This is a genomic window from Streptomyces rimosus subsp. rimosus (assembly GCF_000720725.1).
Lineage (GTDB): Bacteria > Actinomycetota > Actinomycetes > Streptomycetales > Streptomycetaceae > Streptomyces > Streptomyces rimosus_A.
Map to the genome: position 1 here is coordinate 111,017 of NZ_JOCQ01000001.1, position 12,982 is coordinate 123,998.

The following is a 12,982-nucleotide window of genomic DNA, read 5'->3' on the forward strand; positions in this document are numbered from 1 at the left end:
TGAAAGAAACCCCCGTAAGACTTCGGTGATGATCGGTCGTGGCTGGAAATCGTATTACCCGGCGTGGTCCGGTGGCGGTGACGGTGGCCGGTGAGGCGGAGCCGGCCGGGGGAGGCCGCCGGGACGGGCGGCGGGCGTGCCGGGGCGGGCCGGACGGGGCAAGCAGCAGGCACGACGACCGAAGCCGGAGGAGCAGCCATGAAGGACGCCGCGACGGCGACGACCGGGCCGGCCCCCGCGCGGGCCCGCCCGGCCACGCGTACCGCCCGGGCCGCCCGTACCCGCACCGCACCCGCCGCACGGCCGGAGGGACGATGAAGAGCCGCCGCGCCGGGCCCCGCGCCGGGCTGCCGGTGTCCGAGAGCGAACGGGTGCTGTTCGGCGGCGCCCTGCGCTACGACCTGTCGTTCACGCGGCACGAGATGCCGCTGCTGCGGATGGGCCTGTGGGCGATGGCCCGGCAGTTCCCCGCCATGATGCGCACCGTGGCCAGAGCCGCCTGGCGCGAGGACCGCACCGCGCTGCTGGCGCTGCTCGGTGCCGAGGTGGGCCAGGGCGTGCTGCGCGCCTTCACGCTGGTGGCCACCAACCAGGTGCTCGTCGCCCTGTTCGCGGCCGGGCCCACGCCCGCGCGGCTGCGCCAGGCGCTGCCCGCCCTGGCGGCCGTGGCCGCCGTCGCGGTGCTCTCGTCGCTGCTCTCGGCGGTGTCCACCGCGGCGTCCGGGCAGCTGGAGCCGAAGGTCGAGCGGGTCTGCACGGCCCGCTTCTACCAGGGCGTGATCCGCGTCGAACTCGCCGCCCTGGAGGACCAGCAGGTTCACCGGGCCTTGGACGCGGGCCGGTTCGGCACCGACTCGATCCGGATGATGCTCGGCTCCTCCATCCTCGTCCTCAACGCGCTGATCGGCCTGCTCGCCGCCGCCGGGGTGCTGCTCCTGCTGCACCCGCTGCTCGTCCTGATGCTGTTCCTGGTGGCCGCGCCCAAGGGGTGGAGCGCCGTGCTCTCGGCCCGCCGCCAGTACGACTCCCGGCACACCTGGATCGAACACCGCCGCGCCATCTCCGTCATCACCCAGAAGCTCACCGACCAGGCGTGCGCCGCCGAGATCCGGGTGCACGGCGCCGGGCGGCTGCTGGTCGACGCGTACGCGGACATGTCGCGCACGATGGAGCGCGAGCAGCAGCGGCTCGCCCGCGCCGAGGCCGCCACGCAGACCGTCGCCTCGGCGGGCTCGGGCCTGGCGGCACTGGGCGCCTACGGCGTGCTGTGGCTGCTGCTGACCGGCGGCGGCATGCCGCTGGCCGTGGCGGGCACCGCCGTGATCGCCGTACGGACCTCCAGCGCCGGCCTGCTGGCGCTGGTCATGCAGTTCAACCGGCTCTACGAGGAGGCGATGTACCTCAAGGACTGGGAGGACGCCTGCACGCTCGCCGAGCGGCACGCCATCCCCGGCGGCGGGGACGCGCTGTCCGGCCCGCTGGAGGAGGTCCGCCTGGAGAAGGTCTCCTTCACCTACCCCGGCGCCGCCTCACCCGCCCTGGACAAGGTGGACCTGACCATCCCGCGCGGCACGGTCGTGGCGCTGGTCGGCGCCAACGGCTCGGGCAAGTCCACGCTGGCCAAACTCGTCGCCGGCCTCTACCTGCCCGGCGACGGGCGGCTGCTGTGGAACGGCACCGACACCCGCGACGCCGACCGCGCGGCCGTCTTCGACCAGGTGGCGCTGCTGGCCCAGGACTTCCCGCACTGGCCCATGACGGCCCGCGCCAATGTCCACATCGGCCGCAGCGACCAGCGGCTCGACCAGTGGCGCGTCGAGCGGGCCGCGGACGGCGCGGACGCCACGGACATGATCACCGCGCTGCCGCACGGCTGGGACAGCCTGGTCGTCAAGGGCTTCGAGCGCGGCACCCAGCTCTCCGGCGGGCAGTGGCAGCGCCTCGGCGGCGCCCGCGCCCGCTACCGCGACGCGCCGCTGCTGGTCGTGGACGAGCCGACGTCCGCGCTCGACCCCCGGGCCGAGATCGAGACGTTCCGGGCCCTGCGCGCCCTCACCGGCCGCGGCACCACCGTCCTGCTGATCACCCACCGGCTCGCCGCCACCGCGAGCGCCGACCTCATCTACGTCCTCGACGCCGGCCGCCTCATCGAACAGGGCAGCCACGCCGAGCTCATGGCGCTCTCCGGCGGCCATTACCGCTCCCTCTACGAGATCCAGGCGGCCCAGTACGCGACCGCCGCACCGGACGGCGCCGGGATACGCGACGCGGCGGACGGCGAAGGAGCCGCAAAGACCGCGGATTAGCGGATCGGCGGTCATGTGACAGCGCATCGCGGGGTCCGGACCATCCGGCCCGGACCCCGCGATCCCGTATGCGCGACGCAGGTGGCTATTCCGCCAGTGACTTCGCGAAAAGGCCGTACAGTTTCTGGTACGCGGCGTCCTGCGTCGGAATCAGCACCAGTACGCGGATGGTCAGGTTGCCCTTGGCCGGGACGATGTGCACGCCCTCGGGAGGCGAACCGAGGAGCACATTTCCGTCCGAGCCGTCACCGATGATGAGCCCCCAGAAACTCGCCTCGAATTCCGGGGCCAGCACCGAACCGTCCGGGAGCTGGCCGAATCCGAGGTTCCAGTGCTTCACATCGGTTTCCCCGGCGTACATGGTGACGTCGTAGGAGTAGATGTACTTCTGGGTCTGCCAGTCCTGCCAGGAAGAGTTGAACTTGTACTCGACCTTCAGGTTCTTGTCGGCCGCCGTGAAAGCGACGGTGTCCGGCTCCGATTCCTGGCTGCCGCTGACGGCGGTCGCCGTCACACTGTGCTTCCCGAGCGGCCAGCCGCCGTCATGGGCGAAACTCCACAGATTGGTGGTCACTTTGACGCTGCCGAGCCGGCTGCCGCCCTCGGTGAGCGTCACCGTGTCGGCGTTGAACGCGACGCCGTCGACGGTGGCACCGCTGTCCACCTCGGCGCCCTCCTGCGGCGACCTGATGTCCACCACGGGCGTCGGCAGCACGACGTAGAAGCGCAGCGGCGCCTTGCCGGACTGCACGTCGTCGCGCACGGCGACGGCGGAGAGGTCGTGCTGGCCGAGCGGCCAGTCGGCGTCCGGGGCGTACTCCCACGCGCTGTCCTTGACCGGGCAGGTGCCCAGCAGCTTCGGCCCTTCGTACAGCAGCACCTGCTGGACGTCGGGCGCCGCGTTGCCCTGGACGGCCTGCCGGCGGTCCTCGGTCTGGGCGCTGGGCCGGGGAGCGGTGAACACCGGCAGCGGCACCGGCTTGTTGAAGGCGAGCGCGGACTGGGCCTGGTCGTTCCAGGTGCCGGTGGAGCTGCCGGACAGCGGAATCCGCGTCAGGTCGGTGATCGAGGAGTTGGCGGACACGGGTAACTGCGAGCCGCCCTGGTTCGTCCGCGTGAAGAGGATGTTGTCCCGGCCGGTGTTGTTGACGACGCTGCTCACACCGTCGTCGCTCTGGTCGAAACCGTAGTCGCTGAAATTGTTCGCCGTGCCGTTGACCGGGACGACGAGGATTTTGGTGCGGGGCCCTCCCACGTTGTAGTTGACATCGGCAAACAAGGAGAAGGCGTTGGCGGGGGCGGCGTCCTTCCCCCGGCCGGTGATGACGTACGGTTCGTCGGCGTTCTTGCCATTACCGTTGGCGGTCACTCGCGTCCCCATCCCGTCGCTGTTTCGGTGCTCGCAAGGCTGCCCGCGGCATGTGGCGCCGTCAATTGCGGAAGGCTTGTTCGACGGTGTTCAGGCCACCCGAAGCGCCGGCTGAATTACGGGTGAAAGGGGGCCGGGCCTCGCGGTTGCGCCCAGCGCGCCCCGGCCGCCGCACACGGCACCGCTTGCACTCGCGCACCCGGGCCCGTGATTCATCCGCGTACCGCGGGGCACTCGCAACCCCATGACGCGCGGGGGACCGTCGGCCCGCACGGGTTTTCCGACCAGGAGGTCACAGTGAGAACAGCGAGCACACGTCCGCGTCTCTTAGCGATGGCGGCAGCCGGGACGCTGTCCCTGGCCGCCGTCGCCGGCTGCGGCGGTACGGACGGCAAGGCATCGGGCAAGCCATCGGACCAGCAGGGGTCCCCGGCCGCACCGGGCGGGGCGGCGGACGGACCGCAGGCGGTACGGGCCGCGCACCAGAAGACCACGAGCGCCAGGACCGCCAAGATGACGCTCCTCACCAAGGCCCAGAGCGGCGGGACGAACGCCGAGGTCCGCGGGTCGGGTGTGGTGGACCTGGCCAAGGGCAGCAGTGAGCTGGTGCTGCTCACCGGCAACCAGCAGGTCCACCAGCGGATGGTGGAGGGCATCCTCTACCAGCAGCCGCCCGCCGCGCAGCGCAAGCAGCTGCCGCAGGGCAAGTCGTGGCTGAAGGTGGACGTGAAGAAGCTGCTCCAGCAGACCGGCGGCAGCTCGCAGTACGAGGACCCGACGTCCTCCTTCACCTACATGAAGGGCATCAGCGACAAGGACGTCAAGAAGGTCGGGACCGAGACCGTCGACGGCACGGCCACCACCCACTACAAGGTGTCCGTCGACGTGGCGGAGCTGGCCAAGGACAACGCGCAGCAGGCGAAGCAGCTCCGGGCCCAGCTCGGCGACCGGCTGCCGCTCGACATCTGGCTGGACGGGCAGGGCCGGCTCCGGCAGGAGAAGGTCGAGGTCAAGCCCAGGACCGGCCGGCAGGGCAACAGCGCCGCGCGGACCACCGTGAGCACCACGCTGAAATTCAGCGACTTCGGTACGGACGTGAACGTCACCGCGCCGCCCGCGAAGGACACCGTGGATATCACGGACAAGGCAGCCAAAGCTGCACAACAAGGACAGCAGGGGTAGCGGGGGCACATAGCGTGCATCGCAGTCCTGAGAGATCGAGGGGCTGACGCGGGAGTCCGCCGAGGGCACCGGGCGACGAGCCGGTGCCCTCGGCGTTTGTGTGCCCGGCCGCTCGCCCGGCGCCCTGGGAGTGAGTCGCATCACAGGCGGGCCGTGGGTGCTGTCGCGGGGTGTGGTCGTCCGGCTCGTGGTGCGGGTGGCAGACTGAGACGGGTGGGAAACGCGGTGTCCGGCGGCGCCGGCGTGGTCGGTGACCGGCAGGGCGGGGCGGCGACGGCGTACGGGCCGGGTGCGGACCACGGGAGCGGAGGAGCGGTAGCGGTGCGGGTCGAGGCGGTCTCTTGAGATTTCTGCACACCTCCGACTGGCACCTCGGGCGCTCGTTCCACCGCGTGAACCTGCTCGGCGCCCAGCGCGCCTTCCTCGACCACCTGGTCGAGACGGTCCGTACGGAGAACGTCGATGCGGTGCTCGTCGCGGGCGACATCTACGACCGCGCCGTACCGCCGCTCGCCGCCGTGGAACTCTTCGACGACGCGCTGCACCGCCTCGCCGGTCTGGGCGTGCCCACCGTGATGATCTCCGGCAACCACGACTCGGCCCGCCGGCTCGGCGTCGGCTCCGGGCTGATGCGGCAGTCCGGCATCCACCTGCGGACCGACCCGGCGGCCTGCGGCACGCCGGTCGTGCTGCGCGACGAGCACGGCGAGGTCGCCCTGTACGGCCTGCCGTACCTGGAACCGGCCCTGGTCAAGGAGGAGTTCGGTGCCCGGCGGGCCGACCACGCGCAGGTGCTGGGCGCGGCCATGGACCGGGTGCGCGACGACCTCGCCGGACGCCCGGCGGGCACCCGGTCGGTGGTCCTCGCGCACGCCTTCGTCACCGGCGGCGCCCCCAGCGACAGCGAGCGCGACATCACGGTCGGCGGCGTGGAATCCGTACCCGCATCGGTCTTCGACGGCGTCGACTACGCGGCCCTCGGGCACCTGCACGGCTGCCAGACGATCACCGACCGGGTCCGCTACTCCGGCTCGCCGCTCGCCTACTCCTTCTCCGAGGAGCACCACCGCAAGTCCATGTGGCGCGTCGATCTGGACGCCGCGGGCACGGTACGGGCCGAGCGCCTGGACTGCCCGGTGCCCCGGCCGCTGGCCCGTATCCGCGGCAAGCTCGCCGACCTGCTGGAGGACCCGGCGCTCGCCGGGCACGAGGAGGCGTGGGTGGAGGCGACGCTGACCGACGCCGCCCGCCCGCACGAGCCGATGGCCCGCCTCGCCGGGCGGTTCCCGCACATCCTCAGCCTCGCCTTCGAGCCGGAGGACGGCCCCGCCGCCTCCTTGGCCTCGTACGCGCAGCGGCTGCGCGGGCGCAGCGACCAGGAGATCGCCGAGGACTTCGTGGAACACGTACGGGCCGGCCGCGCCGTGGACGACGACGAGCGGGCCGTACTGCGCTCGGCCCTGGACGAGGTGCGCGTGGACGATGTGCTGCGGGAGGTGGCGCGGTGAGGCTGCACCGGCTGTCGGTCACGGCCTTCGGCCCGTTCGGCCGGACCCGGACCATCGACTTCGACCGGCTCACACGGGCCGGTCTCTTCCTGCTCCACGGGCCGACCGGCGCGGGCAAGACCTCGATCCTGGACGCCGTCTGCTTCGCGCTGTACGGGTCCGTGCCGGGCACCCGGCAGAGCGGCCAGGCGCTGCGCAGCGACCTCGCCGACCCGCTGACGCCCACCGAGGTGGTCCTCGAACTGACCGTGGGCGGGCGCCGGTTGGAGATCACCCGGCTGCCGGAGCAGCCCCGCCCGAAGAAGCGCGGGACCGGCACGACCCGCGAGAAGGCGCAGAGCCGGCTGCGCGAGTACGTGACCGATGCCGCCGGCGCGGACGGCGCCGCGGCGGACGGGCGCGGGCACTGGAAGGCGCTGAGCCGGTCCCACCAGGAGATCGGCGAGGAGATCGGCCAGCTCCTCGGCATGAGCAAGGAGCAGTTCTGCCAGGTCGTCCTGCTGCCGCAGGGGGACTTCGCGCGCTTCCTGCGGGCCGACGCCGAGGCCCGTGCCCGCCTGCTCGGGCGGCTCTTCGACACCCGCCGGTTCGCCGCGCTCGAAGAACAGCTCGCCACCCGCCGCAAGGCCGCCGCCGACCGGGTCGCCGCCGGTGACGACCGGCTGCTGGCGCTCGCCCACCGTATGGACCAGGCCGCGGGGGAGCCGGCCGGCTTCGGTGTTCCGGCGCCGGGGCGCGCCCCCGAGGACACGGCTGCCGGGTCCGGCCGCCGAAGCGGTACGGGACGTACTGCGCAGCGTACGGGCGCGGCGCGTGGCGGGACGACGGCCACCGCGACCACGCTCGTACCAGGACAGTACGGACGGGAAGCCGACGCAGGGACCGACGGCCGGGCGGCGGACGTGCCGGGCCCCGGGGACCCGGGCTTCGCCGACGCCGTACTGGTACGGGCGGCCGTGGCGCGCTCCACCGCGCGGGAGCGGTACACGATCGCCCGCCTCGCCGTACGCTCCGCCGAGACCGCGGAAGCCGCGGCCCGCGCACTGGCCGACGAGGAGCGGGAGCGCGACCGTCTCCAGCGCCGGTACGCCGAAGCGCAGCGGCGCGCCGGCGAACTGGCGGCGCAGACCGGCGAACGGGACCGCGCCCGGGACCGGCTGGCGCGCGCCCGCGCGGCCTCCGAGGTCGCCCCGGCACTGGCTCTGCGGGACGCGGCCTGGCGCGAGCACGGGACGGCACAGGCCGCCGAGCGGCGCGGCCGGTCCCAGCTGCCGCCGGACCTCGCAGGCGCGGACGGCGAACGGCTCGCCGCGCTGGAACGCGAGCTGCGGCAGGACCTCGGTTCGCTGACGGCGGCCCGCCGGGCCGAGGACCGCGCCGCCGAGATCCACCGGGAGCGCGCCGGAATCGAACGGGAGGCGCGCGCCGACGAGCAGACGCTGCTCGACGCCGCCGCCTGGCTCGCGGACTGGGAACCGGCACACCAGGAACACCTGCGGCGCATCGAAGCCGCACAGGAAGCCGCCGCCCGCGCCGAACAGCTCCACGTGCAGCTCGACCCGGCCCGGCAGCGCCTGGACGCCGCGCGGCGGCGCGACCGGCTCGCGGACGAGGTACGGGCCGCCGACGAGGAGGCGCTGCGGACCCGCGAGCGTTCGGCGGCGGCCCATGAACACTGGCTCGACCTCAAGGACCGCCGGCTGCGCGGCATCGCCGCCGAACTCGCCGCCGGGCTGGAGGACGGCGCCGCGTGCGCGGTGTGCGGGGCCACCGAGCACCCCGCCCCGGCGCGTACCGGGGCCGACCACGTGGACCGTACGGCCGAGGAAGCCGCGCTGGACGCCTACCGGCAGGCCGAGTCCGTACGCCAGGACGCGGAGCGCGCCCGCCAGTCCCTGAAGGAGGAACTGGCCGCCGCGACCGCGACCGCCGGAGACGCGGCCGTCGCCGAACTCGCGCGTGCAGCCGAGGAGTTGCGCGACTCCTACGCGCGCGAACGAGCCGCGGGCGCCGGGCTGCACGCCGCACGGGAAGCGCTGTCCCGCGCCGAGCGGGAGTACGAGCGCCGCCGCGCCGAACAGCAGGAGGCCGAGCGCCGCGCCGCCGCACGCACCTCCCACCGCGAAGCGCTGGACCGCGAACTCGCCTCCATCGAAACCGGGTTGGCCGAGGCGCGCGGCGACTGCGCCACCGTCGCGGATCGGGCCCGGCGCCTGGAGCGGCAGGTCGCGCTGCTGGCCGACGCCGCGGCCGCGGCCCGTACCGCCGAAGCCTGCGCCGAACGCCTCAAGGAAGCCGACGCCCACCTGTCCGATGCCGCCTACCGCGCCGGATTCGACACCCCGCAGGCCGCGTCCGACGCGCTGCTGAACGACGACGACTGGCGCGCCCTGCAACAGCGCCTGGACCGCTACCAGGCCGAATCGGCCGCCGTGGAGGCCGAGTTGGCCGACCCGGAAGCGATCGCGGCGGCCGGTCTCCCGCCCGCCGAGCCGGAGCGGGCCCGCGCCGAGCTGGACGCGGCAGGGCGCAGGCTGCGTGCCACCGGTGCCGCCTGCGCCGCCGCCGAGGAACGCTGCGCCGAACTGGACCGGCTGGCCGCGCAGGCCCACGCCGACGCCTGCCGGCTGGCCCCGCTGCGCGTCGAGTACGAGCGGGTCGCCCGCCTCGCCGCGCTCGCCGCCGGTACGTCGGCGGAGAACGAACGGCGGATGCGCCTGGAGTCGTACGTCCTCGCCGCCCGGCTCGAACAGGTCGCCGCGGCCGCCAGCGCGCGCCTGCACCGGATGTCCTCCGGCCGCTACACGCTCGTGCACTCCGACGAGCGGGCCGGCGGCGCCCGCCGCTCCGGCCTGGGACTGCACGTCATCGACGCCTGGACCGGCCACGAGCGGGACACCGCCAGCCTCTCCGGCGGCGAGACGTTCTTCGCGTCGCTGGCGCTGGCGCTCGGGCTCGCCGACGTCGTCACCGACGAGGCGGGCGGCACCCGCCTGGACACCCTCTTCATCGACGAGGGGTTCGGCAGCCTGGACGAACAGACGCTGGACGAGGTGCTGGACGTCCTGGACTCGCTGCGCGAACGGGACCGCAGCGTCGGCATCGTCAGCCACGTCGCGGACCTGCGGCAGCGCATCCCGGCGCAGCTGGAGGTCGTCAAGGACCGGGCCGGATCGTCCGTACGCCACCGCATACCGGAGTGATACGGGGGAGCCCCGGCGCCCCTCAGTGGCTGATCGGACGCCGGGGGAGCGGCGAGGAGTACACCACGCTGGTCGTCACCGACCCCAGCGCTCCCACCCGGCCCGACACCTCTTCCAGGTGTTTCATCGAGCGGGCGGCGACCTTCAGGACGAAGCAGTCGTCGCCCGTGACGTGGTGCGCCTCCAGGATCTCGGGCGTGGTGTCCAGCAGGTCGTGGAACGGTTTGTAGTTGCCGTTCGGGTAGCGCAGCCGGACGAACGCCAGCACCCCCAGCCCGATGGCCTCCGGCTCGACCACCGCCGCGTACCCGGATATCACCCCGGCCTCCTCCATGCGCCGGACGCGCTCGGTGACCGCGCTCGCGGACATGTTCACGGCGCGGGCCAGCTCGGCGTACCCCGCGCGGCCGTTGCGCTGCAGGACGTCGAGAATGCGCCAGTCGGTGGCGTCAGGGGAATAGTCGGTCATGAGAGGTGTTTAGCAGTGGAATCCCCGGCGGATCAAGACTTCTGCCGGTGATCATTGCTTCTCGGCACCGCGCCGTGACCGTAGATTCATCGGCATGACCACACAGATTGTTTCCCCCGACTCCCCGTCCGCCGTCTCCCCCGTCCTCCGGACACCGCCCGCCGCTCCCGCCGAGGCCGCCGCCTACTTCGCGGCCCGGCTCGCCTTCCACACCGACGCCGCCGACGTGCACGCCGCCCTCACCGGCAGCGGGGACCCCGGCTTCGTCCTCGTCGACGTCCGCAGCACCGAATCCTGGGACCAGGGGCACATCGCCGAAGCCCTGCACCTGCCCACGGCGGACATCCCGCAGCACGCCGCCAAGCTTCTGGACCCGGCCGTCCCCGTCGTCGTGCACTGCTGGGGCCCCGGCTGCGACGGCGCGACGCGCGCCGCGGGGGCGCTCGCCGAGCGGGGATATCGGGTCAAGGAGATGCTCGGCGGGATCGAGTACTGGATACGCGAGGGACACGCGGTGCGGACCGCGCAGGGGCGCGAACAGCACGCGCCCGACCCGCTGACCGCGCCCGTCGGCGAGGGGGACTGCGGCTGCTGACACCGTGCGGGGGCGCGCCGGGCGAAAAGCGGATGCAACCCGGAAGGGGGTTTCCGGCGCCGAAGCGGTGTGCGGGTGCCGCCCCCGCTGGCATGGTGCCGGATGTGAACAACGAACGCGAAGTCGTCCGCTATTACCGGCAGCCGGGATCACGCCTCGGATATCGCCTCTTCCTGCACGGCACCAAGCATTTCGGTTTCTACCGCGAGCACGACTCCGCGTGGAACTGGCCGAAGGCGCTGCGCCGCATGGAGGACGTCATGGGGGAGCGGCTCGCGCAGCCGCCGGGCGCGCGGGTGCTGGACGCCGGGTGCGGTGTGGGGGACGTGGCCGCCCGCCTGGCGGGCCGCTTCGGCCTGCGCATCCACGGCGTGGACCTGGTCGCCGCCCACGTGGCGGAGGCCCGGCGCCGGGCCCGCCGCCGCGGCCTCGACCCGCTGCTCACCTTCTCGCACGGGAGTTACGCGGTACTGGATTTCCCCGACGAGAGCTTCGACGCCGTCTACACGATGGAGACCCTGGTGCACGCCGCGGAGGCCGAGGCCGCGCTGCGGGAGTTCCACCGCGTACTGAAACCGGGCGGCCGGCTCGTCATGTTCGAGTACGCCAGGGAAGTGCCGACCCGGATGCCGGGGCCCGCGGCCGAGACCTTCCGGCAGCTGAACGACTGGGCCGCGATGCCGTCGTTCCAGCGTTTCGTCTACGGCACGCTGGAACGCCTCACCACGGAACCCGGATTCTCCGTCCTGCGCGTCGAGGACATTTCCCGCAGCATGTGGCCGATGCTCCGGTGTTTCGCGGCCATCGCGCGAGTGCCGTACGCCGCGTTCCGGGCGGCGGGGCTGCGGCGGCAGGCCGTGAATTCCATGTCCGCCGTCGAATTCTGGCGGCACCGGGCATTCTGGCGGTACGAAATCCATATCGCCGAGAAGTGATCCGGGGGCCGGGCCGTGGGGCAGCGTCACACCTCCGCGAAGACGTACGCCCGCAGCCCGCCCCGGTCGCCGGACGGGACGAACCCGGCCCGCTCCAGCACCCGCTGCGACGGGATGTTCGCCGGCTCGGTCACCGCCCGTACCGTACGGACCTCGGGCCGGCCGGACGCCCAGTCGGCCAGCAGGCGCGTCGCCTCCGTGGCCCAGCCCGCGCCGCGCGCCGCGGGGCAGAGCGTGTAGCCGATCTCCACCTCGCCCTCGTCGTCCGGCGGGCCGTGGAAGCAGATGGAGCCCACGGCCGTACCGTCGTCGGCCCGGGTGATCGTGAACAGGCCCCAGCCGGGGTGGTACGGCCCGACCTCGACGGACTGCGCGACGGCGGCGGCGGAGGCGGCGGTGGCCTCCGGCGGCCGTCCGCCCGCCCACACCGGCCCGCCGGGACGGTCGTCGAGGCCGCCGCCGTCCGCCAGCCGCGCCGCCGCGGTCGGCAGCACGGGCCGCAGCACCACCCGGCCCGCCGCCAGCGCCAGCGGGAAGCCCGCACCGGCCGTGGCCAGCGCCTCGACCAGCGTGCCGGTGTCCGCGCCCGCGGGAAGCCCGCTGACCTGCCCGTCGCCCACCTCGACCACCCGCCACACGCCGTCCGCGCGCAGCGCCAGGTCCGTGGTGACGAACCGGCAGCCCAGCTTGCGCAGCGCCGCCCGTACGACGGGCGCGACCGCCGACAGGTCCGGCACCGGGCACCGCCCCGGGGTGTCCGGGTGGGCTCCGACGAGCACCGGCTCGCCGTCCACCCACCACACGCGCGCCTCGCCCGCAGCCGCGTACTGCTCGAAAGCGCGCAGCACCACGCCGCCGGTCAGGAATTCCTCCTGCAAGGCCACGAACCGGCCGACCACCGAGGCCAGGCGCGCGGTGTCGGACGCGTCCGGGACGTACGCCGCCTCGTCCCACTCGTGCTTGCGGGACTTCACCCAGTCCTTGACCACGGCGGGCCCGCCGCCCAGCGGCGCGGCCAGCCGGGCCAGCTCCGCCTCGCCGGGCGGCCGGTCCGGTGCACACGGCAGCCAGCGGCTGTACGGCGTGAGGTCGGCGAACACCGCGTACCAGCCCGGGAGTTCGTGTGCGGAGCGGTAGCCCTCCGGGGTGGTCAGCAGCAGGCAGCCGCGCTCGGCGAGGGCCGCGGCGAGGCTGGCGTAGCGCTCGGCCGTGAGCATCCAGCCGCGGTACCACGCCGCCCCGGCCCCGCTCGGCACCCGCGCCACCGCCCGCGCCGCGTCCCCGGCGGCCAGCGCCTCAAGGTCGATCACCGCGCTGCGCGCGCCGATCGCCCGTACCGCACCGGCCTCACGGACGAACTCCGGATCGGTGCGGCCGGGGCGCAGCGGATCGCCGGGGAAGAGGAACACGCAGTC

Annotated in this window: 9 protein-coding genes; 6 read left to right on the forward strand and 3 right to left on the reverse strand. The window is 73.6% G+C overall.

The window, feature by feature from the left end; all coding sequences use genetic code 11:
• The first annotated feature begins 314 nt into the window (after nucleotides 1-314).
• Nucleotides 315-2,306 carry an ABC transporter ATP-binding protein gene (locus tag IH45_RS0100490; protein ID WP_030659636.1) on the forward strand — a complete coding sequence of 664 codons (1,992 nt, stop codon included), beginning with the start codon at nucleotides 315-317 and terminating at the stop codon, nucleotides 2,304-2,306.
• An 85-nt stretch (nucleotides 2,307-2,391) separates the two neighbouring features.
• Here IH45_RS0100490 and IH45_RS1000000144915 read toward each other — a convergent pair whose 3' ends face one another.
• Nucleotides 2,392-3,675 (reverse strand): hypothetical protein, encoded by a 1,284-nt coding sequence (locus IH45_RS1000000144915; RefSeq protein ID WP_050514407.1) that lies wholly within the window; start codon nucleotides 3,673-3,675, stop codon nucleotides 2,392-2,394.
• A gap of 333 nt (nucleotides 3,676-4,008) precedes the next feature.
• Between IH45_RS1000000144915 and IH45_RS0100505 the strand changes: the two genes are divergently transcribed.
• The 3 genes from IH45_RS0100505 to IH45_RS0100515 all read left to right on the forward strand — a co-directional run bounded on the left by IH45_RS0100505 (nucleotide 4,009) and on the right by IH45_RS0100515 (nucleotide 9,568).
• The gene (locus IH45_RS0100505) at nucleotides 4,009-4,857 is read left to right on the forward strand and encodes an SCO4651 family lipoprotein (RefSeq protein WP_050514408.1); all 849 of its coding nucleotides are present in this window, start codon (nucleotides 4,009-4,011) and stop codon (nucleotides 4,855-4,857) included.
• A 341-nt stretch (nucleotides 4,858-5,198) separates the two neighbouring features.
• On the forward strand, nucleotides 5,199-6,365 hold the full coding sequence (locus tag IH45_RS0100510; RefSeq protein WP_030659638.1) for an exonuclease SbcCD subunit D: 1,167 nt from the start codon (nucleotides 5,199-5,201) through the stop codon (nucleotides 6,363-6,365).
• Nucleotides 6,362-9,568 carry an AAA family ATPase gene (locus IH45_RS0100515; protein WP_030659642.1) on the forward strand — a complete coding sequence of 1,069 codons (3,207 nt, stop codon included), beginning with the start codon at nucleotides 6,362-6,364 and terminating at the stop codon, nucleotides 9,566-9,568. The genes IH45_RS0100510 and IH45_RS0100515 overlap by 4 nt, the downstream gene beginning before the upstream one ends.
• 22 nt (nucleotides 9,569-9,590) lie before the next feature.
• On the opposite strand, the gene IH45_RS0100520 is transcribed toward IH45_RS0100515, so the two are convergent.
• Nucleotides 9,591-10,037, reverse strand: coding sequence for an Lrp/AsnC family transcriptional regulator (locus IH45_RS0100520; protein WP_030659645.1), 447 nt, complete (start codon nucleotides 10,035-10,037; stop codon nucleotides 9,591-9,593).
• Between the two features lie 94 nt (nucleotides 10,038-10,131).
• Here IH45_RS0100520 and IH45_RS0100525 point away from each other — a divergent pair, with 94 nt between their 5' ends.
• Nucleotides 10,132-10,632, forward strand: coding sequence for a rhodanese-like domain-containing protein (locus IH45_RS0100525; protein ID WP_030659646.1), 501 nt, complete (start codon nucleotides 10,132-10,134; stop codon nucleotides 10,630-10,632).
• Between the two features lie 104 nt (nucleotides 10,633-10,736).
• Nucleotides 10,737-11,567, forward strand: coding sequence for a class I SAM-dependent methyltransferase (locus IH45_RS0100530; RefSeq protein ID WP_199810597.1), 831 nt, complete (start codon nucleotides 10,737-10,739; stop codon nucleotides 11,565-11,567).
• Between the two features lie 26 nt (nucleotides 11,568-11,593).
• On the opposite strand, the gene IH45_RS1000000150745 is transcribed toward IH45_RS0100530, so the two are convergent.
• Nucleotides 11,594-12,976, reverse strand: coding sequence for a GNAT family N-acetyltransferase (locus IH45_RS1000000150745; protein ID WP_063762933.1), 1,383 nt, complete (start codon nucleotides 12,974-12,976; stop codon nucleotides 11,594-11,596).
• Between the last annotated feature and the right edge of the window lie 6 nt (nucleotides 12,977-12,982).